The 25,994-nt window shown below is 50.6% G+C and carries 19 protein-coding genes; 6 read left to right on the top strand and 13 right to left on the bottom strand.

From position 1 onward, the window contains the following. Positions 1-396: 396 nt before the first annotated feature. The 8 genes from EDI29_RS11465 to EDI29_RS11500 all read right to left on the bottom strand — a co-directional run bounded on the left by EDI29_RS11465 (position 397) and on the right by EDI29_RS11500 (position 10,254). The gene (locus EDI29_RS11465; RefSeq protein ID WP_137741016.1) at positions 397-1,863 is read right to left on the bottom strand and encodes a DUF1593 domain-containing protein; all 1,467 of its coding nucleotides are present in this window, start codon (positions 1,861-1,863) and stop codon (positions 397-399) included. 12 nt (positions 1,864-1,875) lie between these two features. Next, positions 1,876-3,498 carry a carbohydrate porin gene (locus EDI29_RS11470; protein ID WP_137741017.1) on the bottom strand — a complete coding sequence of 541 codons (1,623 nt, stop codon included), beginning with the start codon at positions 3,496-3,498 and terminating at the stop codon, positions 1,876-1,878. 307 nt (positions 3,499-3,805) lie between these two features. After that, complete coding sequence (gene licT, locus EDI29_RS11475; protein WP_137741052.1) at positions 3,806-4,642, bottom strand: BglG family transcription antiterminator LicT; 837 nt, start codon at positions 4,640-4,642, stop codon at positions 3,806-3,808. Between the two features lie 142 nt (positions 4,643-4,784). Then, entirely contained in the window at positions 4,785-6,737 is a 1,953-nt protein-coding gene (locus EDI29_RS11480) for a beta-glucoside-specific PTS transporter subunit IIABC (RefSeq protein WP_137741018.1), read from the bottom strand. Between the two features lie 354 nt (positions 6,738-7,091). Continuing rightward, complete coding sequence (gene copM / locus EDI29_RS11485) at positions 7,092-7,454, bottom strand: CopM family metallochaperone (protein ID WP_137741053.1); 363 nt, start codon at positions 7,452-7,454, stop codon at positions 7,092-7,094. 71 nt (positions 7,455-7,525) lie between these two features. Then, on the bottom strand, positions 7,526-8,995 hold the full coding sequence (locus EDI29_RS11490; protein WP_137741019.1) for a GGDEF domain-containing protein: 1,470 nt from the start codon (positions 8,993-8,995) through the stop codon (positions 7,526-7,528). Between the two features lie 201 nt (positions 8,996-9,196). Further along, the gene (spy, locus tag EDI29_RS11495) at positions 9,197-9,685 is read right to left on the bottom strand and encodes an ATP-independent periplasmic protein-refolding chaperone Spy (protein WP_137741020.1); all 489 of its coding nucleotides are present in this window, start codon (positions 9,683-9,685) and stop codon (positions 9,197-9,199) included. A gap of 272 nt (positions 9,686-9,957) precedes the next feature. Then, complete coding sequence (locus EDI29_RS11500) at positions 9,958-10,254, bottom strand: hypothetical protein (protein ID WP_137741021.1); 297 nt, start codon at positions 10,252-10,254, stop codon at positions 9,958-9,960. A gap of 215 nt (positions 10,255-10,469) precedes the next feature. On the opposite strand from EDI29_RS11500, the gene EDI29_RS11505 reads away from it, so the two are divergent. After that, positions 10,470-12,524, top strand: a complete 2,055-nt coding sequence (locus EDI29_RS11505) for an NADPH-dependent 2,4-dienoyl-CoA reductase (protein ID WP_137741022.1) — start codon at positions 10,470-10,472, stop codon at positions 12,522-12,524. Positions 12,525-12,665: 141 nt separating this feature from the next. Here the strand turns inward: EDI29_RS11505 and rlmG are convergent, their stop codons facing one another. After that, positions 12,666-13,805: a 23S rRNA (guanine(1835)-N(2))-methyltransferase RlmG gene (gene rlmG, locus EDI29_RS11510; protein ID WP_137741023.1), complete on the bottom strand. Its 1,140-nt coding sequence runs from the start codon at positions 13,803-13,805 to the stop codon at positions 12,666-12,668. 161 nt (positions 13,806-13,966) lie between these two features. Between rlmG and EDI29_RS11515 the strand changes: the two genes are divergently transcribed. The 3 genes from EDI29_RS11515 to sstT all read left to right on the top strand — a co-directional run bounded on the left by EDI29_RS11515 (position 13,967) and on the right by sstT (position 17,779). Further along, positions 13,967-14,965: a Gfo/Idh/MocA family protein gene (locus tag EDI29_RS11515; protein WP_137741024.1), complete on the top strand. Its 999-nt coding sequence runs from the start codon at positions 13,967-13,969 to the stop codon at positions 14,963-14,965. Positions 14,966-15,237: 272 nt separating this feature from the next. Then, positions 15,238-16,191: a TerC family protein gene (locus tag EDI29_RS11520; RefSeq protein WP_137741025.1), complete on the top strand. Its 954-nt coding sequence runs from the start codon at positions 15,238-15,240 to the stop codon at positions 16,189-16,191. A gap of 340 nt (positions 16,192-16,531) precedes the next feature. Beyond that, complete coding sequence (sstT, locus tag EDI29_RS11525; protein ID WP_137741026.1) at positions 16,532-17,779, top strand: serine/threonine transporter SstT; 1,248 nt, start codon at positions 16,532-16,534, stop codon at positions 17,777-17,779. A 72-nt stretch (positions 17,780-17,851) separates the two neighbouring features. Here the strand turns inward: sstT and EDI29_RS11530 are convergent, their stop codons facing one another. The 4 genes from EDI29_RS11530 to uxaC form a co-directional block, all read right to left on the bottom strand. Then, positions 17,852-18,382: a YgjV family protein gene (locus EDI29_RS11530; RefSeq protein WP_137741027.1), complete on the bottom strand. Its 531-nt coding sequence runs from the start codon at positions 18,380-18,382 to the stop codon at positions 17,852-17,854. A gap of 88 nt (positions 18,383-18,470) precedes the next feature. Then, on the bottom strand, positions 18,471-19,961 hold the full coding sequence (locus tag EDI29_RS11535) for a UxaA family hydrolase (protein WP_107170141.1): 1,491 nt from the start codon (positions 19,959-19,961) through the stop codon (positions 18,471-18,473). Between the two features lie 19 nt (positions 19,962-19,980). After that, positions 19,981-21,447: a tagaturonate reductase gene (locus EDI29_RS11540; RefSeq protein WP_137741028.1), complete on the bottom strand. Its 1,467-nt coding sequence runs from the start codon at positions 21,445-21,447 to the stop codon at positions 19,981-19,983. Between the two features lie 203 nt (positions 21,448-21,650). Next, complete coding sequence (gene uxaC, locus EDI29_RS11545) at positions 21,651-23,060, bottom strand: glucuronate isomerase (RefSeq protein ID WP_137741029.1); 1,410 nt, start codon at positions 23,058-23,060, stop codon at positions 21,651-21,653. A 417-nt stretch (positions 23,061-23,477) separates the two neighbouring features. Here uxaC and EDI29_RS11550 point away from each other — a divergent pair, with 417 nt between their 5' ends. Together EDI29_RS11550 and exuR are read left to right on the top strand one after the other, a co-directional pair. Continuing rightward, entirely contained in the window at positions 23,478-24,779 is a 1,302-nt protein-coding gene (locus EDI29_RS11550; RefSeq protein WP_137741030.1) for an MFS transporter, read from the top strand. Positions 24,780-24,986: 207 nt separating this feature from the next. Continuing rightward, the gene (exuR, locus tag EDI29_RS11555) at positions 24,987-25,763 is read left to right on the top strand and encodes a transcriptional regulator ExuR (RefSeq protein ID WP_039303063.1); all 777 of its coding nucleotides are present in this window, start codon (positions 24,987-24,989) and stop codon (positions 25,761-25,763) included. The last annotated feature ends 231 nt before the right edge of the window (positions 25,764-25,994 follow it).

Genomic DNA, 25,994 nt, shown 5'->3' on the forward strand with positions numbered 1-25,994 from the left:
CGAGAATCTCCTCGTGGTTGTACCCTTTCAGCCATTCGCGCGGGAACGGCGCTAACGGCTCGCCAGCCCGGAGGCAATCAATGGCACGCGAATCGACTCTTCATAGGCATTGCGCTTATCGATCACAGCCCATGTTCACCGAACATTAAGCCGTTATCCCCCATCACCATTCACTTCAACATCAGATTCTCGCCACAGGTTTCATTGATGACACAGGCACTGAGCTACCCGACCACGTTGGTGAATCAGTGTGTTCAACGTTAATCACAAACACACTTTCCATATTCACCACTGCCAAGGTTGTAAACTCGGCCTTATGACGCTTAAGTGCTTCCAGCCCTTGCATCACGTCATCAATGAAATAGCCCTAATGGGATAGGCTCCTAAAAAACGCTATCACTTTTCTGAAGGGACAACCGTCACAATTGCACGTCGGTAAGATGTTAATGCTGGCGATCCGCTATCTGTTCCTTCCAGAATAATGTGGAACGGTGTCGGAACCTTAACGGCTGGCGCGACAAAGCTGGTTTTTCCACCCTCAGGCTGAGATAGCGTAATACCTGGGCCAAAGTGCACGCCCATCGCCGTAGCTGTCGGCTCTTTATATTGCCACCAGCGATAGGTCACCGCGTGACCATCAACATCACCTGAACCTTGCGCCGATAGCGTGACCAACTCACCCGCTTTCACCTGCCAGGAAACGATCTCCGTTCCCGGCTTACCATTCAGCACCAGATGCGGGTTATGATTCGTTTTCTTCACATCCCCCGTCAACGTCCAGTCCATACGCGCAGCGAAGTCGTTCTGATACGCATCACGCCACCGCCAGATAGTCGCAGGGGCGGTGCGGTATTTCTTACCATCGATACCAACAACTTCATCTGATGTACTGACACGCAAACCAAGTTCACTCCCTGGCGAAATTTCGCCATAACGTCCACCCCAACTGCCATATTCTGGATGCTCAGGATCGCCAAGACCCGTACGAAGCAAATATAAGAATGACGGAGAATCACCTTCCATGGAGTATTCCAAAGGAGGATAGACTGCGCCCAACGGGCCTTTGCGCCGTATGTTTTCCGCCAGCCACTCGTTATTCACCTTACTCATGTCACCACCGGCCGCGCGTGATGAAGACATGCCAACCCACGTAGAGAGAAAATACTCATTCCAGGCATGAATACTGGTGATATAACGCAATTGTGGGAAATTTCCTCGAATCCAGGCACCCGTATTATCTTGATCGGAAATAGCATAAACACGGATTTTACTAATGAACGCATCCACCTCTTTCGGTGTTCTCTCTGCTTTCACATCATGCAGAGCCTGAGCTAAATCCACCCCACCACCCCATAGGGTGATCCACAATGGGCGATCGTCACGTTTATCAACCGCCTGAATAATCAATTTCGATGCGTCGGTAGATTTTCCTGCGCCAACATACGCCATCCCGAAGCCTGCCCGCCCACTGCGAACAACATCACGTAACGCTTTAGCGGAAGGATAACCTTGTGCATGCTTTTGCAGATTAGGCAGAACACGTTCATAAGCATCAATACGTTCATGAATCATGGGAGTATTGACCTTGTCGCGCAGCCAGGTTGAGGTTGTCGCCACAATCCCTTCAACATCAAACTCATTGCTATACAGCAAGAACCGGACCAGCGATTGTGAGTCATCCGGCTCATTGCCTATGTCACTCAGAATCAAGATGCGTGTTTTCTCTGCACTGACGACGTTTTTCTGCTCAACGCGCTCTTCCGCCGTGGAAGACGCCGCGGCAATCGCGAATACTGGAACATAAGTCGTTGCCAAACAAACGCTTAGAGAAATAGATTTCATACTTTTAGTCGATAAAAACATAGTTATTCCTCATCAGAAAACGACTTCAGCCTGGACACCAAAACTGATTTGATAATCTTTCTTATCATTAAAGCTGTGTTTATCAATTTCATTGTCCAGCGCTTTAAGATAACTGGTGTAGAAACGAATTTCTGGTCGAGATTTTAGAAGGCTGGTATCCACTTTGAGGATATGAGCCAGAGTCACTTTATAACCGGATTCATCATAACTACTATTTTTAGCGGTATTTTCCTGCACAAAATAACCAAGTTCTATCGCGGTCTGGTTCGTTCTGTCCCAAATATAGGATGGACGGATCACCGCACGCATTGTCTCAAAATCCGTGTGCGCGCCATTATTGATCGAGTAAAGATCATTACCGCGGCCATATACCAGAGAGTGCGCCATGATGACATTATCACGCAGGTATATCTCGCCTTGGTTGATTAACCTCCAGCCAATGCCTTCGCTGTGAATACCGTAATAAGCGCTCTTATAGTCAAAATCTGGATTTGGGCCAGAAATATTCATAAACTGGCTAGCAAAAGAATTATTAGCAACTTGCGCGGTTAATTCATTAAAACCGCCTAACACTGGGTGACGTAAAATGGCCTGACCTAACCAGGCTGATTTGACTTTATAGTCATTACCGGCAGATTGCGCCGCTTTTTGCTCATCAGTCTGATTAGCAAAAGCGTGTTTCGCCCCCAATTCAAGAGACAAATCTTTGCTCAATGGAATATCTTTATATCTAACTTCAGCAATATTCACATTGACTTGGGTGGTTTTACTACATGTTGCCGTTGTACAGGTCGTACTGTAATTATCGATATCATTGCGCGTCAATGCCATGCTTAATGATCCAACAGGCATTTCCCAATTTTCAATCCCCAGACCTGCACCAGAAAGTGTCCGACTACCTTTCCAATCCAGCATTTGGATTTCATATTGTGGCAGTGTGTGTTTACCGATCCAGAATGTCGCTTCTGGTGCAAATGGCAGGAAACCCTTCGTTTCAACAAATAACTTGCTGAGTTTTCCCATTCCACCGCCAGCCATGCCTTTCTCAAAGGATTCATCACTCTGAGATAATCCTAAATCACCTTCAAACTGTACGTTAGCCCAAATTGATTTATTGCCTTCCTGCCAGGCACGTTTTTTAAATGACAGATTATACCAGCCGTCATATTCATTGCCTAAACGCCCCAGTGAGCCTGCGGCCCAGGATTGAGGCCCACCATTCGTCGTTGATGCATAGCCAGTACGGAAATAACCCGAATATTTAAAACCCGTGTCTTCCTGAACATATTTGCTAATTTTTTTCAATGCCGATTCTGATAATACCGGATCGCTCTCCACAGCCGTGGATTTGGCTTGTAATGCTGCCGCGGGTTGCGCCACACTTTCATACCCAACAACCGTATTTACAGGAGAGGAACTAACTAATGAATTTTGTTTTTTTTCTTTATCTTCATAAGCCTGTAGCTTTTCCTGCGTCTGTTTTAATTGTGTTTCCAGCAATTCCATCCGTTGCTCAAGCGTTAATTTTTGTGCCATCGCATCCGGTGCCAGACCGTAACAAGATAACAACATTAACACAGCGGCTTTTTTTCTGAACGTCAGCCTTTTATTTCTCATTTTTTTATTATTCATCATATTACCCCTCATTTCTCTTGACTGTTATCACAGAGTAAACGTCACAGTGATATATCCCTGGTGTGGCGAAGTAGTCACTTTTTAACTTGTTATCCTTCAAGTAGTCTGTAGGTTTTCCATTCCCCCATTTTTATTATGTAAAAAAAAACCTATCCAGCCAGATGAAAAAATCATCGGACAAGATAGGTTTCGCCTGAATTTAATCAGTTACGTCCTAATTATAAATAAGTATAATTAGCTAAGATCATCATTTCAATTTTTACCATTTAGAAACGTGAACAACATCACCTGAAAAATTCAGTTAAATTTATTTAGGATGATGGCTAAGACGATTAATGTGAATCGTTAAAAACATGATTTCATCTGTCGTTAATTTATATTCGTAATGCTTCTCGACATAATAAAAAATGCGCATCGCACAAGCATAAGCCACTTGCATTAACTCTTTGATACCGTCATAAATGCTATCATCAGCATGGCTCACGGGTGTTCGATTGAATAAGCGCAATGAAAAAAACTTTAAATGTGTGATAAAACGCTGATAATCAATCGCATCTTCATCATAATTAATATTAAGGTCATATTTTACAATCGTCAAAATATCCTTAATAAGCGTAGCACTTTGCATCGTGCTTTCCATATTGCTATTGTTTGCTGCATTCGCTAAATGGAAAGCAATAAAACCTGCTTCATCCTCAGGCAAACGCACTTGCAATTTTTCTTCAATAATATCAAGCGCTCTTAATCCGACTGAAAACTCTCTCGGATAGAAGAGCTTAACTTCCCAGAGTAGCTGGTTATTTATTTTGATCCCTTCATTATGACGTTTTACCGAAAAATTAATATGATCATTCAATGCCAAAAACAACGTATCCTGTAATTTGATATCTAGCACTTCCCGCGCAAGCATAATAATTTTCTCAGTAATACTCAGATAAACAGGCGGAATATCAGCCAGTATTTCAGCGAAGAACGCATTCAGTCCATTACTGGTTTTGAGAAATCGACTGTCTATCCGATCTTCATTTACGTTGTCACCATCCTTTTTGCCAAATCCAATGCCTCGCCCCAGTGCGACGCACTCTTCCCCCTTATCAGTCACTGCCAATACCGCATTATTGCTTAATATTCTTATTATTTTCATCACTACGCCCGTATGGTTGTGCCGCCAAGGGAATGGCCAATCCGCCATTCCCTTGTTCGTTGACTACCGCCCTCCCTGCGTATTGATACCCGATGACAGCGTCCACACTTTGCCGCCTGTCATTCGTCATGCCATTCGCGTGCTACGCCAGCGCGATGATCGTGTCGCCAGCCTGCGGGTGACGAACAGAACTCAGGCCAAATACGCGATAGTCTTCAGGATTTGTCACAACCATCGGCGTCACGATGTCGTAACCCGCTTTCTTGATCGCTTCCAGATCGAATTCCAGCAGCAGTTGGCCTTTCTTCACTTCATCACCTTCTTCAACACGCATTTGATAGTGCTGCCCTTCCAGCTGAACCGTATTGATACCCACATGGATCAGAATTTCCGCACCGTTTTGCGAGCGAATTCCGACGGCATGACCACTGGCAAACGTGCTGGCAATCACGCCATCCACCGGTGAATAAATGCAGCCTTCATTCGGCACAATGGCAACGCCTTGTCCAACCACACCAGAAGAGAACACCTTGTCGTTTACCTCTTCCAATGGAATGAGTTCACCTTTTGCGGGCGAACCCAGTTGCTCTGCCGTGGCGGGAGCCTCTGCCAACGGTATTGTCGATGGCATCACGTTCGCGCCAGCAGCCGAGGTTGTCGATGCACTGGATGTAGTGGATGCGGTCGTTGAAGTGGAGGTCGCTGCCGGCGCAGTGGCAGGTGCCGGCACTTTCCCGGCTGGCGGGGTTGGATCATCAAACCCAACCACAATAGTCAGCACAAAACTTGCGACAAATGCGATAGCACAGCCGATGAGGAACCCAACGAAGCCTTCACCATAGAAAATCGGCAGTGTCAGCAACCCAGGCATCCCCATGGAAACCGCCGAGCTTTTCGCATAGCCCGCGATAGCGCCCCCGATTGCCGCGGCGATCACTGCACAGATAAACGGTTTTTTCAGCTTCAGCGTTACGCCGTAGACACCGGGCTCCGTGATGCCAAACAGCGATGCGATAAAGGTACTACCTGCCAGCGCTTTAAGTTTTTTATCTTTGGTTCGCACCATCACGCCCAATAACGCACCGGATTGAGCAAAGACAGACGGGCTAGATGCCGCTTTAAGGTAGCTGTGCCCCATGACGGAGAGATCGTTGATGAATACGGTGACGAATCCCCAGTGAACGCCAAAGATCACTAAGATCTGCCACGACGCCGCCATCAACGCCCCGGCAAGAATTGGATTAAATTCATAGATACTGACAAACACCGACGCAATGAGCTTACTGGCCGAAATACCAATCGGCCCGATGGTCATCAGCGTAAGCGGCACCATCAACACCAGCAGGAAGAACGGCGTCAGAATATTGCGCACGCTTTCGTGAATATGGCGATTCAGGAAACGCTCGATATATGACATCAGCCATACGCTGAAGATAATCGGAATCACCGAGGAGGTGTATTTCATCATCACGACCGGCAGACCGAAGAACGTTACAGGCTGACCAGCATCAAACAACCCCTGAATCGTCGGGTAAACCAGCGCGCCAGCAACCGACACCGCCACAAAAATGTTGGTTTCAAATTTACGCGCGGCGGTAATCGCCAACAGCATCGGCAGGAAGTAGAACAGGCTGTCGGACGCCGCATGTAGGATGACATAGGTGCTTTCCTTGGCATTGAGCCACCCGAGCGCCAGCACGATGGATAGCGCGCCTTTCAGCACCCCCGCCGCCGCCATCGCACCCAATAATGGGGTAAAGATCCCGGCAACCAGATCGATCAACCGTCCCATAGCCGAGGTCGATTGCTCGCTTTCCGCCGTCTGGCGTTTCCCGTCGCCGTCCTCCAGCAGTTTAGAGATCGAACCAAAAGCGCGGTACACTTCCGGCACTCGGTTTCCGATAACCACCTGCAACTGCCCTGAAGCATTGATGACCGTAATGACACCTTCCAGTGCTTCCAGCGCAGCCATATCGACTTTGCCATGGTCAACAATCTTAAAGCGCAAGCGTGTTGCACAATGAACCAGGGTGGAGACATTCGCCTCTCCCCCGACCAACCTCAAAATATTTTCAGCTAGCACTTTGCTATTCATAATGACTTCCCGTTTCGTCAATGGCTGCAACTGCCCAATACACGTCATCCCGCCTGTTATCCGCTGGCCAGCTGGAAAATAAGCAAAAAAAAACCTGGATAAAAACGCGTGCTATACGCGGCTTTATCCAGGTCTCGCCCAGAATATTCTGGTGACGTCCTTTGCCTGCTTTCTAACAAGTTAATGCTAAGAAAGCTATCTCTCCGTTTTATTCTGTGAAAACTGTCACTAAATTTCGTTTAATTAGCTAAAAACTTCTCAGGCTCTGCTCAAAAATTAGCAGGTGGATAGCGCTACCGATCTAACAACCCTGCACATCGGTAGCGTGGTTCGGACACGAATGGATAGTGCCGATTAAGGCTTGCCCTGCTTCTTCAGCCAGGCTTCCATTTGGTCGATCTCCGGCTGCTGGGCTTTGATAATCTCTTCCGCCAGCTTACGCAATTCCGGGTCTTTACCGTATTGCAGTTCCGTTTTTGCCATATCAATCGCACCGCGGTGGTGCGCAATCATCCCTTTAGCAAAGGCAATATCAGGATCGCTGGACTGCATACCTTCCATCATCTCAGTATGCATCGCATCCATCCCTTGCGCATACGCCTGCTGGGAGGGCGACACATCGTTCGTTGTACCATGGCCGCTATGGGCGCTGTCGGCCGCCAGCGAGAAAAACGGCACCAGCAAGGTCGCCGTTAATAAAAAATGGACACTCTTCATCATCACCTCTCAATCAGTCACAGTGCTTTTTGAGGGTAGACGTTCCTGTAAGGGGAAGGTCAAGAAAAGATTCAGGCTCCCTCGACCAGGCGTATGCAAACGCGGTTACGTCCCTGCGCCTTCGCCTTATACAACTGCTCGTCCGCCAGACCGATCAGATCGTAAATATTGCCGCCTTCATACTGGGAAAAAATGGCAACACCAATGCTGGTCGTAAAATGGATTGCCCGGCCATCGGACAGCGTAAGCGCCGTGGATTCCGTAAGATGCCGCAGCGCTTCGGCCATCTCTTCAGACTGCTCAGCCGTCAGGTCATAAGCCGCAATCACGAACTCCTCACCACCCCAGCGGCAAAGAATGTCGTTCGGCCGAATAGTGGTGCTCAGCATACGGGCAAAGCTGGCGATCAGTTCATCACCGCAGGCGTGCCCATAGGTATCATTAACCTGCTTAAAATAATCGATATCCAGAAATAGCAGCGTTAATTGGCGCTTTTTCTTATTCATCAGCATGCCCTGCCTTCCGTTCAGCATACTGAGGAAAGCGCGGCGATTGAAGGTATTGGTCAGCGCATCCTTCAGGCTATTGCTTTCGATGATTTTAATCAGTCGCCGGTTCATCGAGACAAAATGAGAGACGCTTAACATCGCCATAATTAACATCGCGATATTCAGCCGCGCCGTGGTGAGAAACGAATTAATGTACGCTTCAGAATTTGAATTGATGAGGATACCGACTTGATTAATATAGAGATAATTCAGTATTACACCCGTTATCGCACAGAGTAACGACATCACAGGGAAAGAGTAGTTGAATGCACACAACGTGAGCGGAATAACGGACAGCGTAATCAGGCTGGCATCCAGAAAAAATAGGCTAACCAAGAGGAAAATAATAAAGACCAGGAAAGGAAAAAAATTTTCTCTGACGTGCTTAGGGCATAGCGGAATATTTCGCAGCACCCGCAGGATGTCTTTACCCCGCAGGAAAAAGAACGCGAGGATAATGCCGGTGCCCAGTTGCTCACTGAACCAGTCCATAAACTCGTCATAGCGGTTACCCGTATCGTAAACATAGGCATAAAAACCATATGCCACACCGGATGAGAAAGCGCCTAAAAACGTCGAAGCGAAAATAATATAGACGTAATATTTGCTAAATTTTTCAAATGTGGACCACTTTCCGGTAAACCGACACATCAGGCAAAAGGCACACCAGGCGGTCACTACAAAGACCATATTACACAAGCACAATAGCACCTTGGTTTTTAACGGTGAGTTATTGTCCATCAGTAACGCCGCCAACAGCATCGCGGCATAACTCACCAAAAACCCCATACAGATAGAGAGCGTTTTAGCGTTTATCGTCCCTTTTCTGACCCTGAAGCTAACCATGAGACAAAAAACTAAAATATTCGCGGGCCAAAACAGCGATAACTCATCCAGCACGCGAAATCGAAATCCCATACAGCTCACGATTAGGGTGGTCAGAAATAAAAACGGCATGAACTTTTTAGTTTTCAACATCAAATCGTTATTCATCTGCCCTTTGCCGCCCGCTACCCGATAGGTCCACCCGCTTCATCTACGGGAGAATAGCATTAATCATTTCCCTACTCAGCACGATGCTTAAGGGAAAAAATAAAAAAACCACCGGGCTGATGCACTGCTTGCTAGCAGCCCATCAGTCCGGTGGTCTTGGGGCATTTATTTCAGGTCTAGCGCGAATTCATAAATAATGCGTTATTCCGCAGGAGTTGGCTTGCCATCAGGTTTTGGCGGTTGAGTCAGCCGCTTTTCAAAGCTGTCGTTGTACTGTTTCTTCTGCTCTGGCGTCAGAACGTTGTAAATTTTGTTTTTGGTTTCCAGTCCATTAAGCATTCTGGCCTTGTGTGCAGCGTCAGCTTTATCCAATTGCGCCTGCGCTTTTGCGGCATCAAACGTCTCTGATGCGACCAGGCTATGCATCTCACGACGATCGTCCTGCATCGCTTTATGCATTTTCTCGCGTGAATCTTTCATGATGTCTTTAATTTGCTGCTTCTGCGCTTCCGTCAAATTCAGCTCCTTAAACATCGCATCCGGCCCCATCATGCCACGGTGCTCACGACCCTCTTTCATCATCATCTTGTGTTCTGATGCCGGGCCTTTCGGTGCGTCATTAGCATGCGCGAGGCCTGCCGCGCCCAATGCCAAAGAAGAAGCAACCAGCATTGCAGTGAGTTTACGCATATTCTATTCCTCTCTCTGAATTAACTTATCGACGGCGAGTGCCGTGCTACGAGAGAAAGTATAGGCTCGACACCTTCAGTTAATTAGAGCAAGGGTAAATCTCTGCAAGTGTCAGCTCCACATTTGCGGCAATTGTGGAGAATGAGGAGGAATTGTGTAAGAAAGCGGAAGCATTGCGTTAACACCGCGCCGCGATATTGCTTTGCGACTCTACCCTTGATGCTTTTTTACAGCACCACGGGCTAAATAGCTGAAAAATACCGGCCGTGAAATTATCGAAGCGAGCGCCTAAAGGCCGTGGCCTCTTGTGCCAACACATCAAGATGGGCATGAATGACTTTCATTTTCTGAATCAGCGGATTTCGCTCCGGCGAGCTATCCATCGCGCTCAACTGCGCAGAGAGCCGTTCAATCTGCGTGCAAAGGTAAGCGTCACGCTCTCTCGCCTGAAGCAGTTGCTGATGAAGGGAGTGATGTTCCTGTCGCCACGTCTGCTGCTGACGCTGAACGCTTTGCTCTAACGCCCGAAGCGCGCTATCCAGCCGATATTCCAACTCTTCCACCCGCATAACGATACCTTTGCCCAATAAACCCGCGGATTATAATGTCACACGCCCCTGACAACAAACACTCCAGCACGCGATCCCTTGCCGACTCGTACTTCTCCCTACGATTAGCAATGACTTCACTCACAATAAACAAACATAAATTTCACAACTCACTCAATTACCGCTAGATTGAACACCATAACTCATCAGACCAGTTAACTTCACCGGAGAGTGCAATGACTGCCTACCCTATGCTGCTTGCCCCACTCGATCTTGGCTTCACCACGTTAAAGAACCGCGTAGTGATGGGTTCCATGCATACCGGTTTGGAAGAACACCCGGACGGCGCAGAAAGGCTGGCAGCATTTTACCGTGAGCGGGCGCTGGGCGGCGTGGGTTTGATTGTTACAGGCGGTATTGCGCCAAACGCCAAGGGAGCCGTCGCCAAAGGGGGCGCGACCCTACATAACGAAGCACAGGTGGCGCATCATCAGGTACTCACGCAGGCGGTACACGACGCAGGCGGAAAAATTGCGCTGCAAATTCTCCACGCGGGGCGCTACAGCTATCAGCCCGACCCGGTAGCGCCGTCCGCCATTCAGGCACCGATTAACCGCTTTGCGCCACGGGCAATGAGCACGCAGGATATTATGCAAACCATCGACGACTTTGCTCATTGCGCCGTGCTGGCGCAGCAGGCAGGTTACGATGGCGTGGAAATCATGGGTTCGGAAGGCTATCTGATTAATCAGTTTCTGGTGGCACACACTAATCATCGTGACGATGAATGGGGCGGTGATTTTCAACGCCGCTGCCGTTTTGCACTTGAGATTGTCCGTGCCGTGCGAGAGCAAACAGGGTCTGACTTCATCCTGATTTACCGCTTATCCATGCTCGATCTGATAGAAGAAGGTTCAAGCTGGCAGGAAATTGTGCAACTGGCGCAGGCCATTGAGCAGGCGGGGGCCACTCTTATCAACACTGGCATTGGCTGGCATGAAGCGCGCATTCCAACTATCGCCACGCTGGTGCCACGCGGTGCCTTCGGCTGGGTGACGCAGAAACTGATGGGGAAAGTCCGTATCCCGCTGATTACCACCAATCGTATCAACGATCCCGGCGTGGCGGAACAACTGCTGGCCGAGGGCTGCGCCGACATGGTATCGATGGCTCGCCCTTTTCTCGCCGATGCTGAACTGGTGGCAAAAGCGCAGTCGGGACGCGCCGATGAAATCAATACCTGTATCGGCTGCAATCAGGCCTGCCTCGATCAGATTTTCGCGGGTAAGGTCACATCTTGTCTGGTTAACCCGCGTGCCTGCCACGAGACTGAACTACCTATCCAGCTTGCGCGGGTCAGTAAACGCTTTGCAGTGGTCGGCGCAGGGCCCGCAGGCATGGCCTTTGCCGTCAACGCGGCCGCACGCGGCCATCAGGTCACACTGTTTGAAGCATCTTCCTATATTGGCGGGCAGTTCAATATTGCCAAACAGATCCCCGGTAAAGCGGAATTTTATGAAACGCTGCGCTACTACCGCCGCCAGCTAGAATTGCTTGGCGTCACGCTCCGCCTGAGCACGCAGGCAACGGCCACGGATTTGCTCGGTTTTGATGATGTAATACTGGCATCTGGCATTGTGCCACGTATCCCCGCGATTGCAGGCATCGATCACCCTAGCGTGCTGAGCTATCTGGACGTACTGCGTGATAAAAAGCCCGTCGGTAAGCGAGTAGCCATTATCGGCGCAGGCGGCATCGGTTTTGATACTGCACACTACCTTTTAACTGAAAAGCACCTTCCCAGCCGCCATCATCACCTTAATTCCCCTCCTTCTCAGCCTGAACACAATGATTTTTATGCGGAATGGGGTATCGATAAACAGCTACAACACCGGGGCGGTCTGCTGCCCCATCGATCTGGCGAGCTTCCTCACCAGCGGGACATGACCTTATTACAGCGGAAGGCGGGCAAACCCGGCGAAAACCTGGGCAAAACGACAGGTTGGATACACCGCACTACCCTGCTGCGCCACGGCGTGACGATGCTGGGCGGCGTGGAATATCACCGTATTGATGATGAAGGGCTGCATATTATCCATGACCAGCAAATGCGCTGCCTGCCCGTGGATAACATCATTATTTGTGCTGGTCAGGAGCCTAACCGAAAACTGTATGACCCCTTACTGGCTGCCGGGTGCCATGTTCATCTGATTGGCGGTGCTGATGTGGCACAGGAATTAGACGCTCGCCGGGCAATCGATCAGGCTACCCGGCTGGCGTTAACGCTATAATTTATACCCGTCATACTTCAAGTTGCATGTGCGTTGGCTGCGTTCACTCACCCGAATCACTTACCTGAGTAAGCTCATCGGGATTCCTTCGCTTGCCGCCTTCCTGAAACTCGAATTATTTAGGGTATAGACAAATTCAGCTTAGCGGGACGACCCCGTTTTCACCGCACGCAGCACGGCGAACTTGGTGTTGCTGGCAATGGTTTCACAGTTGCCGAACAGGCGCTTCAGCTTGTGGAAGTAATCCAGATGGCGATTGCCCACAATGCGTAGTTCACCACCAACCTGAAGGCAACGGCGGGCATCCATAAACATCTGCCAGGCGATTTCGTCCGTCACCGCCTGCTGCTGGTGGAAAGGCGGGTTACACAGCACCGCCTGCAACGTATCGCGCCTAACACGGGACAATCCGTTGTTCACTGTGAAGCTACAGCGATCGATATCCTGCGGACAGTTAACCTCAACGTTCATCTGGCTCGAGGCGACGGCCATGTAGGATTCGTCAAAGAAGCCGACGGTAGCCTCCGGGTTGGCTTTCAGTGCGGCCAGCCCAATGACACCGTTGCCACAGCCGAGATCGACGATCTTGCCGTCTATCTGTTCCGGCAAATGCTGCATAAAGAAACGTGCGCCGATATCCAACCCATTACGCGAATACACGTTAGCGTGGTTTTGAATGCGATAGCCGTAACCATCCAGCTCCCACTCAGTAGTAAGTGACTGCTCACTGACTTTGAGCTCCGCCCACTCACAGTGAACCAGACGCGCCTTTTTCCAGGCCAGCGAGGTTTTCGTCGGCCCCATCACGCGCTCAAACAATTGCAGCGTAGAGGTATGAATATCCCGCGCCTTCGCCCCGGCAATAATACGCGTTTGCGGCGTGACGACCTTACGCAACATTCTCAACTGATGTTCCAGCAGCGCGATCGTTTTGGGTATCTTCATTACCACCAGCGCGGGCGCATCGGGTAGCTCAGCCATGCTATCCAGCAGCGTTACCGCATTGGCATCATAGCCGTTCAGTTCCAGATTATGCCGCGTCGCCAGTTGGCTGAGATAAGAGTCGCTGATACTGACAGGTGATTGCGCCTGCAAGCCGCAGGCCAGCGCACCAAACGTATCGTTGAAAATCAGGCGCGGCCCCGGCGCGATCTCCATGCTAGCCAGCTCACGCAGCAGATATTCATCTGCGGCATCCCACGCCTGTAGCGCCGAGTTTTCAGCGACCTGAGGGTAACGCACCAACGTCAGGTTGCACGTTTCCAATTCGAGTTGGCTCATTCGCCTCTCCTACATCATAAAATTTGCGCTGTTTATCCCTTAAAATAGCCCATCAGTAAATGCTTTTCTCTGCCAGAAAAGGAAATGATTGACGTTGCCTTGTCATTTCACCGTGATAATCTGCCTATTCATCACCGATGCCCTCAGGATACCAAACATTTATGATTCGCTTCGCTATTGTAGGCACCAGTTGGATCACCCGTCAGTTTGTTGATGCTGCCCATGAAACCGGCAAACTGAAGCTCACCGCCATCTATTCCCGAACGGCAGAAAAAGCACAGCCGTTTCAAGCCGATTACATGGTGGATACGCTCTTTGATTCACTGGACGCCATGGCGAAATCCGACCTTATCGACGCGGTGTATCTGGCCAGCCCTAACTCACTGCATTGCGAACAGGCGCTGCTTTTCCTGAGCCACGGCAAGCACGTCATCTGTGAAAAACCGCTGGCATCCAACCGCCATGAAGTCGAACAAATGATCGCCTGTGCCAGAGAAAATCAGGTTGTGCTCTTTGAAGCGTTCAAAACCGCCAGCCTGCCTAACTTCGAGGTGATACAGCAGGCACTGCCGAAAGTCGGCAGACTACGTAAAGTGGTGCTGAATTACTGCCAATATTCTTCACGCTACCCACGCTATCTGGCAGGCGAGAATCCGAATACGTTCAACCCAGCGTTCTCCAACGGTTCCATTATGGATATCGGCTACTACTGCCTGGCCTTCGCCGTGGCCCTGTGGGGAGAACCATGCACCACGCAGGCTAGCGCGACGCTGCTGGAAAGCGGCGTAGATGCGCATGGCAGTATTACCCTGAATTACGGCGACTTCGATGTGACCATCATTCATTCCAAAGTCAGCCACTCTGCCATCCCCAGTGAAATTCAGGGGGAAGACGGCTCGCTGGTGATTGAAAAGCTCTCCGAGTGCCATAACGTGAAATTCATCCCGCGCGAAGGCAAGCAGTTGGATCTCAGCCAGCCGCAGCATATCAATAGCATGCTGTACGAAGCCGAAGTCTTTGCCACGTTGGTGAACGACGGCGATATTAACCATGCGGAATTGGCGCGCTCACGCACCGTCGCTGGGCTGCTGACAGAAATTCGCCGCCAAACCGGTGTCGTATTTCCAGCCGATGCCACAGCGCCGGGAAATGCCGAGTAAGACGGTGATAATTATTTGACCAAGATCATCTTTTCACCTATCTTCTGTCAGGCAAAGGGGAGTAACTTTTCCGCCAGCTAATCGTCATTACGATGCGTTTCGCATCCGGTTACTGGGCAACTTTGATGAAAAGCTTGATTCTTGATGAGACAGCTTCATTAACGTTGTAAGTGAGACCTTGCCGGAAGGCGAGGTGCATTTGCAGCTTTAATCATGAGCGGCCAGCGTCCTTCCGATGTTGGCCGTTTTTGTTTCTATTTTAGGAGCTTGCTATGCACACCATTGGCACACCCTGGTTATGGGGCAGCTTCGCTGCCATTGTTATTGTGATGCTGGCCATCGACCTGCTCTATCAAGGGCGTAAAGGGTCGACGGTCATGACGTTCAAACAGGCTGCCGTCTGGTCTATCATCTGGGTCACACTCTCTCTGCTGTTCAACGCCGGTTTCTGGTGGTATCTGGACGGCACGTTGGGCCGCGACGTTGCCAACGCCCAGTCGCTGGCGTTCCTGACCGGTTATTTGATCGAGAAAGCCCTCGCCGTCGATAACGTCTTCGTCTGGTTGATGCTCTTCGGCTACTTCGCGGTTCCCCCACAATACCAACGTCGCGTGCTGATTTACGGCGTGCTGGGTGCCATCGTTCTCAGAACGCTGATGGTGTTTGGCGGCAGTTGGCTGGTCACACAGTTCCAGTGGCTGCTCTATGTGTTTGGCGCGTTTCTGTTGTTCACCGGTCTTAAAATGGCGCTGGCTAAAGAGGGAGACGGGGCAATAGGCGATAAGCCGCTGGTGCGCTGGCTGCGTAGCCATCTGCGCATGACGGACAGCATCGAGAATGAACGGTTCTTCGTGCGCCGTAACGGTCTGCTGTATGCCACGCCGCTGTTTCTGGTGCTGATTATGGTTGAAATCAGCGACGTGATTTTCGCCGTTGACAGTATCCCAGCAATTTTCGCCGTCACGACCGATCCCTTCATTGTCCTAACGTCGAACCTGTTCGCAATTCTGGGCCTGCGTGCCATGTACTTCCTGCTGGCTGGCGTGGCTGAACGCTTCTCGTTGCTGAAATATGGTCTGGCCGTTATCCTGATTTTCATCGGTATTAAGATGCTGCTCATCGATATCTTCCATATTCCGGTAGCCATTTCTCTGGGCGTCGTCGCCAGCATTCTGGTCATTACTATGCTGATCAACGTCTGGGTGAACAAACGCGCCGAGCGTTAATCCTTTCCTTTATCTCCGCACGGTTCCCGCCGTGCGGAGATCATTTTCCTCATTTACTCATTTCTATACGCTGCGCAACGGCCGTAGGGTGACGGACAAGGATGTCCGTCATAAAAAAACGTCGGGAACGTTTTTCAACGTCGCTTGCGACGGCCCGTAGGGTGACGGACAAGGATGTCCGTCATAAAAAATCACATCACCGCTTTTCTCAAAAATAAATTTTCATATACTGATACACGCAAACACATTTAGTTACGGAAAGAAAAAGCCACCCGGCGCAGGCCAGAGGTGTCAGTCCGTGCACACAACCACTTAGCGGAACGGTTACGCCATCAAAATTATGGAAACTCAACACTCTCGTTTTTTGCACTACATTATTCGGGGCAGTCTGGTTCAGCAGATCCTTCTGGGGCTCGCGGCCGGTATTATTCTGGCTTCTCTGTCCACGCAGGCCGCGTTGGCCGCCGGTTTATTGGGAACGCTGTTCGTCGGTGCCTTGAAAGCCGTCGCCCCCATTCTGGTACTGATGCTGGTCATGGCTTCTATCGCCAACCACCAGCAGGGGCAGAAAACCAACATTCGCCCTGTCCTGTTTCTTTACCTCATCGGCACCTTCTCTGCGGCGCTGATTGCCGTCGTGCTAAGCGTTATTTTCCCTTCTACGCTGGCGCTCAACGCACAGGCAACTGACATCACACCGCCGTCGGGCATTGTCGAAGTGCTGGAAGGGCTGTTGATGAGCATCATCGCTAACCCGATTCACGCGCTGCTGAATGCGAACTATATCGGTATTCTGGTCTGGGCCGTGGGGCTGGGCATTGCGTTCCGTCACGGTTCGGACAGCACCAAGAGCATGATTAACGATGCCTCCAATGCGGTTACCATGATTGTGCGCGTGGTGATTCGTTTCGCACCGCTGGGGATTTTCGGTCTGGTCGCCTCCACGCTGGCGGAAACGGGCTTTGGTGCACTGTGGGGCTATGCCCACCTGTTGATGGTGCTGATCGGCGGTATGTTGCTGGTCGCACTGGTGGTCAACCCGCTGATCGTCTACTGGAAGATTCGCAGCAACCCTTATCCACTGGTACTGCGCTGCCTGCGTGAGAGCGGCGTGACCGCCTTCTTTACCCGCAGCTCCGCCGCCAACATTCCAGTGAATATGGAGCTGTGCCGCAAGCTGAATCTGGATGAAGACACCTACTCTGTCGCTATCCCACTGGGTGCCACTATCAATATGGCAGGCGCGGCGATTACCATCACGGTACTGACGCTGGCCGCCGCACATACGCTGGGCATTCAGATCGACGTGCCGACTGCGCTGCTGCTCAGCGTCGTGGCATCGCTGTGTGCCTGTGGCGCATCGGGCGTGGCGGGCGGCTCACTGTTGCTGATCCCGCTGGCGTGCAGCATGTTTGGTATTTCCAACGATATCGCTATGCAGGTGGTTGCGGTTGGTTTCATCATCGGCGTTTTGCAGGACTCGGCAGAAACTGCGGTGAACTCCTCAACGGACGTGATGTTCATCGCCGCCGTGTGTCACGCGGAAGATGCCAAACTGGCGGAAAAAGAGCGTTTGAATCTGCTGTAATTGATTAGGGATTGATAATCAGGCCGCTCGCTTAAAAACGAGCGGCGTTAAAGTGACGAGAAACACCTGAAATTATGCTTTCTTCTCTACGCTGAAAGGATCGATGCCGCGCTTCTGCATACGCCAGAAGCGGATGATGTTAAAGCCGTTCATCAGCAGGAAACTGCCTTCTATTAGCGATCCGCCAATCGATCCCAGCCAGATATTATGCGCAACCCAGCAAGCGGTTGAGCACCACATCACGCAGCGCGTCGTCAGCCCAGAAGTACGGAACAGCGCCCAGGTACTGGCGACCGTGCCTGCTATCGGCAGCAGTTCCATCGCATGCTTCATGCCTGATAAACCAAAGAGCAGCGTGAGTGAGATAAAGACAAACATCACAAGGATATTGTGTGTTTTGAGTGAAATGAGTGTACGTGCCGAGTTCAACAAGGCGCTGGCACCCGCCGCATTTGCCCCCATCAGGAAGAAATGCAGGCCAATGACGGCGCTGTATGCCGAGAGCTGTATTTTGAATTTTTGATCGTTACGGTTGAAAAACATGGTGATGCCGACGACAAACGCCAGTACACCAACAGACTGGGCAATCCAATACTGTGTCATGATCCCTGCCTCTAAAAGTTGTGGCGAAAAAAAACGGCGCCATTATAAAAATGAAACGCCGTTTTATTTTAATTGGAATGGATAATATTTACAACGTCACGCCGCTCTTAAATATCGCTAATTCGCGGAAGTCGTTTACTTCATTCTTCGTACGCTTGCCGTCAGCAATCTCGACAATCAGCTCAACGAACTGGCTCAGCAGCTCATCCATCGGCATGTCGTGGATCAGACGTCCCGCATCGAAATCAATCCAATGTGGTTTCTTCTTCGCCAGTTCGCTGTTGGTTGCCAGTTTTACAGTAGGAACAAATCCGCCGTAAGGCGTGCCGCGTCCGGTACTGAACAGCACCATATGGCAACCCGCTCCCGCCAGCGCGCTGGTTGCTACCGCATCATTCCCCGGTGCGCTGAGCAGGTTGAGCCCCGGAGTATGTAAGCGCTCGCCATATTTCAACACGTCGACGACTTTGCTCTGTCCGGCTTTTTGCGTACAGCCCAGTGATTTCTCTTCCAGCGTCGTGATCCCCCCCGCCTTGTTACCCGGCGATGGGTTCTCGTAAATCGGCTGGTTGTGCGCAATGAAGTACTGTTTGAAGTCATTCACCATGTGCACCGTTTTCTCAAACGTGGCTTCATCACGGCAACGGCTCATCAGAATACGCTCCGCACCAAACATCTCCGGCACTTCGGTCAGCACGGTGGTGCCGCCGTTAGCAATCAGATAGTCGGAGAAACGGCCTAGCAGCGGGTTGGCCGTAATACCAGACAATCCATCGGAGCCACCACATTCCAGACCAAATTTCAGTTCACTCAGCTTGCCTGGCTCACGCTTGTCATGGCGCATTGCTTCATACAGCGTGTGCAGACGCTCCAGACCCGCTTCAACTTCATCGTCCTGCTGCTGGCAGACCATGAACGTGACGCGGTCAGAGTCAAAGCCCCCCAGCGTGCTGCGGAACGCATCAACCTGATTGTTCTCACAACCCAGACCGATCACCAACACTGCACCCGCATTCGGGTGACGCACCATGTTTTGCAGCATCGTGCGGGTGTTCTCATGATCCTGACCCAGCTGTGAACAGCCGAAGGTATGGCTGAACAGGTAAACGCCGTCGATACCTTCCGCATCGTTGGTTTCTTTCAGGAAACGCTGCTGAATCTGGCGGGCAATACCGTTTACACAGCCGACGGTTGGCAGAATCCATAATTCATTACGGATACCGACATCGCCATTTTTACGACGGTAGAGTTGCACCTCCCGATCGCCCATCTGTGCAGGCAGTTCGAGAAATTCAGGTTGGTACTGGTATTCATCCAAATCGCTCAGATTAGTCTTCGCATTCTGGGAGTGAATATGTTCTCCGGGCGCAATGGAAACCAGCGCATGGCCGATCGGCAGGCCATACTTGGTAATCATTTCTCCCGGTGCGATGGTTTCTAGCGCGAACTTATGTCCGCGCACGACAGGTTGCTGAAGTGTCACCGTATAGCTATCCACCGACACCGTTTCACCTTGCTCCACATCACGCAAGGCGACAGCCACATTGTCCAGAGAATGAATTTTTATAATACTTTGCATGGATAACCCTTCTTGCTGATTAGCAATAACCTTCCACAGCTGCGCGCATACCGCGTTCAACGATGGTTTGTAACTGTTCTGTCACCTGCGTAGCAAGCCCAGGAACCTGCGTTAAATCCTGTTCCCAATGGTCCGCATCGCGCAGCACTACATTCACCAACTCAGCCAGGCTGACAGTGTTTTCTTTTACGCCCGCCCACAGCGAGGAATAACGCTCCAGCCAATGAGCGTCGTCCTGCAACGGATAGGTTTGCAGCGCATCGCCTTCACCGCTGCGCTCGCCGCGATAGAAGGCAATCAGAGCCGCCAGCGCAAACGTCAGGCGTGCTGGCAATTCACCGTGACGTTCACGGTAAGTCAGCAACTGCGGCAGAATGCGGGTGCGGAATTTGGTCATGCCATTCAGCGAGATAGATAACAGCTGATGCTGAATGAACGGGTTACGGAAGCGGCTTAACACAGCCTGAGCAAATGAGGTCAGTTCGTCATGCGGTAAATCCAATACCGGTACAATCTCTTCGGCAATGGTCTTTTCCACGAATTTGCCAATCAGGGCATCATCCATCGATTCGCCAACGGTATCCAGACCCGCCAGGAATGCGACTGGCACCAGTGCGGTGTGGGCACCGTTGAGGATCGCCACTTTACGTTCTTTGTACGGCTTGATGTCATCAACGATACGAACGTTCAGATCCAGCTTGTTCAAACGTAACTCTTCCGCCAGCCACTGTGGCCCCTGAATAACGAACAGATAGAAGTGCTCCGCCGTATCCCAGAAGGTATCCTTGTAGCCCATCTCCTGCTCTAGCGCTTCCACTTCGGCACGCGGATAGCCCGTCACAATACGGTCGACCAGCGTTGAGCAGAACGTGTTGTGATCGTTTAACCAAGCGGTAAATGTTGGCGTCAGTTCCCACTGTGCAGCATAACGCAGCACCAGTTCTTTCAACGCCACGCCGTTGTAATCAATCAATTCACACGGTAGCAGCACCCAGCCTTTATCTGCCGCACCGTCAAAATGACAGAAACGCTCATACAGCAGACGCGTTAATTTCGCCGGGAAGCTGACTGGCGGCGCATCGCTCAGGCGATCTTCCGCGTGATAGCTGATACCCGCCTCGGTGGTATTGGAGAAGACGAAACGGATGTTCGGATCGTGTGCTAACGCCAAATAGTCATCGAACTGACGGTATACGTTGATTTCACGGTTTACCGAACGAATCAGGCGTGGTTCACGAACGGCCTCACCTTGCTCATTCAGGCCACGGATAATGGTGGTGTACAACCCATCCTGCGTGTCCAGTGCGGGCGGGAAATCGGAATCGATCGGGCGAACAATGACAATACCCGCATCCAAATCAGTGTGCTCATTCAGCAAATCCAACTGCCAGTCAACAAAGGCACGCAGGAAGTTACCTTCACCAAACTGAATAACACGATCCGGGTGTTGACGACCGGGGAAATTACGACGATTTAACGTTTGCATTAACAGGCTACCTCAGGACGAATCTCACATTCAGGGCACGACCGATAAACCGTCATCCTTGCCCTATATTCATATTCACCAGCACCACATCACCACAGCTGCCGATGACAAAAGACCGAGACACAAAGAGTCGCGGCGTAAGCCCCTTCGGGAATCTTACTGCCGCGCCTCTCGTGCAATTCACACGCTACGACGCGGTGGAATTACAGCTCGATGGCAAAATAGTTTTTAGCGTTATCGAAACTGATGTTTTTCACCATTTCGCCCAGCAGCGGCAGATCGGCTGGCGCTTCGCCATCTTCCACCCAGCGGCCAATCATCTGGCACAGAATGCGGCGGAAATATTCATGGCGGGTATAAGACAGGAAGCTACGACTATCAGTCAGCATACCGACAAAGCGGCTCAACAAACCAAGCTGTGCTAGCTGTGTCATCTGGCGCTGCATACCGTCTTTCTGATCGTTAAACCACCAGCCAGAACCGAACTGCATCTTGCCCGGCATCCCTTCCCCCTGGAAGTTGCCGATCATGGTGCCGAGCACTTCGTTATCGCGCGGGTTCAGACAATAAAGGATGGTTTTCGGCAGCAGGTTTTCTTCATTCTGCTTGCTGAGCAGGCGAGACAATTCCTGAGCCAGCGGACGGTCATTGATGGAGTCGAAACCGACATCTGGCCCCAGCAGCTTGAACTGACGCAGGTTATTGTTGCGCAGTGCACCAATGTGATACTGCTGAACCCAGCCACGACGGGCATATTCTGCGCCCAGCCAAACCAGAACGCCGGTTTTGAATTGTGCCACTTCATGCTCGCTCAGCGTTTCGCCAGCAAGGCGACGCGCCAGAATTTTGTCCAGCGTTGCGTCATCCGCTTCGGCGAACAGCACCACATCCAGCGCATGGTCAGAAACTTTGCAACCGTGCGCCGCGAAGTGATCCAGACGCTTGGTCAGTGCCGTTTGCAGATCGCTGAAGCGACGAATGTCGGTGTCAGAAACTTCACCCAGTTTCGCCATATAGTCGTTGAAGGTCGCCAACTCGATGTTGAACGCTTTATCTGGACGCCAGCTCGGCAGCACCTTGATGGAGAAGCTTGAATCCTGAGCAACGGTTTTGTGGTGACGCAGATCGTCAATCGGATCGTCTGTCGTACCAACCATTTTCACGTTCATCTGCTGCATGATGCCGCGCGCGGTAAAGTCATCGCGTTCCAACATCGCATTACAACGATCCCAAATATCTTTTGCCGTACCTGGAGACAGAAGCGTACCGGTTACGCCAAACGGACGACGCAGTTCCAGATGTGTCCAGTGATAAAGCGGGTTGCCGATGGTGTGCGGCACGGTAGCGGCCCAGGCTTCAAACTTTTCCCAATCGCTGGCATCGCCCGTACACAAACGCTCAGGCACGCCGTTAGTACGCATCGCACGCCACTTGTAGTGATCGCCCTTCAACCAGATGTCATACAAATTTTTAAAGCGATAGTTTTCCGCAATCTGCTCAGGCGGTAAATGACAGTGGTAGTCAAATATCGGTTGGTCGACGGCATACTCATGATAAAGGCGACGGGCAAATTCAGTGTCTAACAGAAAATCTTCACTCAGAAACTGGGGCATGTTTTCTTCCTTACCGTGCTTCTTGTGCACCAAATGGGTTGGTCATTAAAAGATATCACACCAATTATGCGCAATATCTCACAGCATTTGTGAGGTCATGATCGCAAAAATGTAACAAAGCAGTACAATAACTCAGCACTCATGGCCCTATACGGCTATCTCTTCTCTATTTAAACAAATAATTCGTTATTCCGCATAAAAATAATGGTTTTGTGATATCACTCAACTTTTAAAGTTGTATGACAAATTATTGTAGCGCTGCCTTAAGCAGGGATTCAATCGCTATCTCACAAAGAGAAGGGTTTTCCTGTTCGGCACAACAAAAAAACGTGTCGCATTACATCACAAGACACCTCACACCGTGACGCTACTCAAGAGCCACCACTGTGTTTTTTATTGACTCGGAGAGAAATTTAAATGCGTAAAATCAAAGGATTACGCTGGTATATGATCGGCCTGGTGACCATCGGCACCGTGCTGGGATATCTGACGCGTAATGCAATTTCTGTCGCGGCCCCGACGCTACAGGATCAATTGCACATCACCACACAGCAGTATTCTTACATCGTTGCGGCCTATTCAGCTTGTTATACCATTATGCAGCCCATCGCCGGCTACGTACTGGATTTGCTCGGCACAAAAATAGGCTATGCCATGTTTGCCATTCTGTGGGCGATCTTCTGTATGGGAACGGCGCTGGCAAACAGTTGGGGTGGGTTGGCTATCGCCCGTGGCGCGGTCGGTATGGCCGAAGCGGCCATGATCCCTGCGGGTCTGAAAGCCAGCAGCGAGTGGTTCCCGGCAAAAGAGCGTTCAATCGCGGTCGGTTACTTCAATGTGGGATCGTCTATCGGCGCGATGATCGCTCCACCGCTGGTGGTGTGGGCCATTGTGGCGCACAGTTGGGAAATGGCCTTTATTATTACCGGCGCACTGAGCATGATCTGGGCCATTTGCTGGCTCATTTTCTATAAGCATCCGAAAGATCAGAAAAAACTTAGCGACGAAGAGCGCGACTATATTCTTAGCGGGCAGGAAGCACAGCACCAAACCAATAACGCGAAAAAAATGTCTGCCTGGCAGATCCTGCGTAACCGTCAATTCTGGGGTATCGCCCTGCCACGTTTTCTGGCTGAGCCCGCATGGGGCACGTTCAACGCATGGATACCGCTGTTCATGTTTAAAGCCTACGGCTTCAACCTGAAAGAAATTGCCATGTTCGCCTGGATGCCAATGCTGTTCGCCGATATCGGCTGCATCCTAGGTGGCTACTTGCCAATGCTGTTCCAAAAGCATTTCAAAGTGAACCTGATCGTTTCTCGTAAGCTGGTCGTTACCATGGGTGCGGTACTGATGATTGGCCCCGGTATGATCGGGCTGTTCTCCAGTCCTTATGTTGCCATCGCACTGCTGTGCGTCGGTGGCTTCGCACACCAGTCACTATCTGGCGCGCTGATTACCCTGTCATCCGACGTATTTGGCCGCAATGAAGTCGCAACGGCAAATGGTTTGACCGGTATGGCAGCCTGGATGGCAAGCACCATGTTTGCATTAGTCGTCGGTGCACTGGCCGATACGATGGGCTTCAGCCCGCTGTTTGCTGCACTGGCAGTCTTTGATCTGTTAGGCGCTGTTGTCATCTGGACAGTGTTGAAAAACCAACCTGCGTCAGAAGTCGCCGCCGCCGCTGAAACATTGAAAGAAGCTAACCAGCACTGATAATCCCTGCATTATCCTGACTCATCCGGTATGATCGGATACCGGGTGAGCCACCTCCCCAGTTACACATTGTAATAACTGTGACCACAACATTGGTTACTGCTATTATTAAGTGGTATAACAAATCATCCCTCAAAGATTAACGAGATAGACACTCAGGCCCTGACGTGGCACATGGACCGTCATCTATCGAGAGTAGACATCATCATGGCACTCACTGAACCCAGACGGCTATACCAGCAGTTAGCCGCAGAATTAAAACAGCGTATCGAAAGCGGTATGTATCAGGTCGGCGAAAAATTACCGGCAGAACGTTATATTTCTGAAGAAATGAACGTCAGTCGCACCGTAGTGCGTGAAGCTATCATCATGCTGGAAGTCGAAGGGTACGTTGAAGTACGCAAGGGTTCAGGTATTCACGTTATTTCCAACCAGCAGAAGAACCCATTCATTAATAGTGGCGATATTGAATTCGTTGCGGCTGGTCCATTTGAGCTACTTCAGGCTCGTCAGCTCATTGAAAGTAACATTGCTGAATTTGCAGCCACGCAGGTGACCCGTCAGGACATCATTCAACTGATGGAAATTCAGGAATATGCGCGTCAGGAAGATCGCTTCCGTGATTCTCAGTGGGATCTCAAATTCCACGTCCAGGTTGCGCTGGCGACGCAAAACTCCGCGATGGCAACTATCGTCGAGAAAATGTGGAGCCAGCGGATTCACAATCCCTACTGGCGTAAGCTGCATGAGCACATCGACGACAAGTCTATTGAAAGCTGGTGCGAAGAACACGATCGCATCCTTAAAGCGCTGATTCGCAAAGATCCATACGCGGCAAAACTGGCAATGTGGCAACATCTGGAAAATACCAAACAGATGCTATTTCGCGCCACAACGGATGATTTCGAGTTTAACGTCGATCGCTACATGTTCGCCGAAAACCCGGTCGTTCATCTCGACCAGATACACACCGGTAAATCCTAAAACGCGTTTCGCCCCCTTGTTTTGAACGAGGGGTAATATTTTTTCCCCTGCGAGAAAAGGTCAGAAAACGTTGATTTCTGTCAGCGAGTGTAAAATATCGTAGAAACCCCAACTCTTCCTCGAAAAATCCCCCTAAATCGCCGCGGTTGTCGTAATATTTCCCTGTCTCAGCAACACCTATTTTGTTACAGTTAACGCGTCTTTCTTACGCTTAATCCATCGCTTCGGGCG

The sequence above is a fragment of the Pectobacterium polonicum genome (genome assembly GCF_005497185.1).
In the GTDB taxonomy this organism is placed as follows: domain Bacteria; phylum Pseudomonadota; class Gammaproteobacteria; order Enterobacterales; family Enterobacteriaceae; genus Pectobacterium; species Pectobacterium polonicum.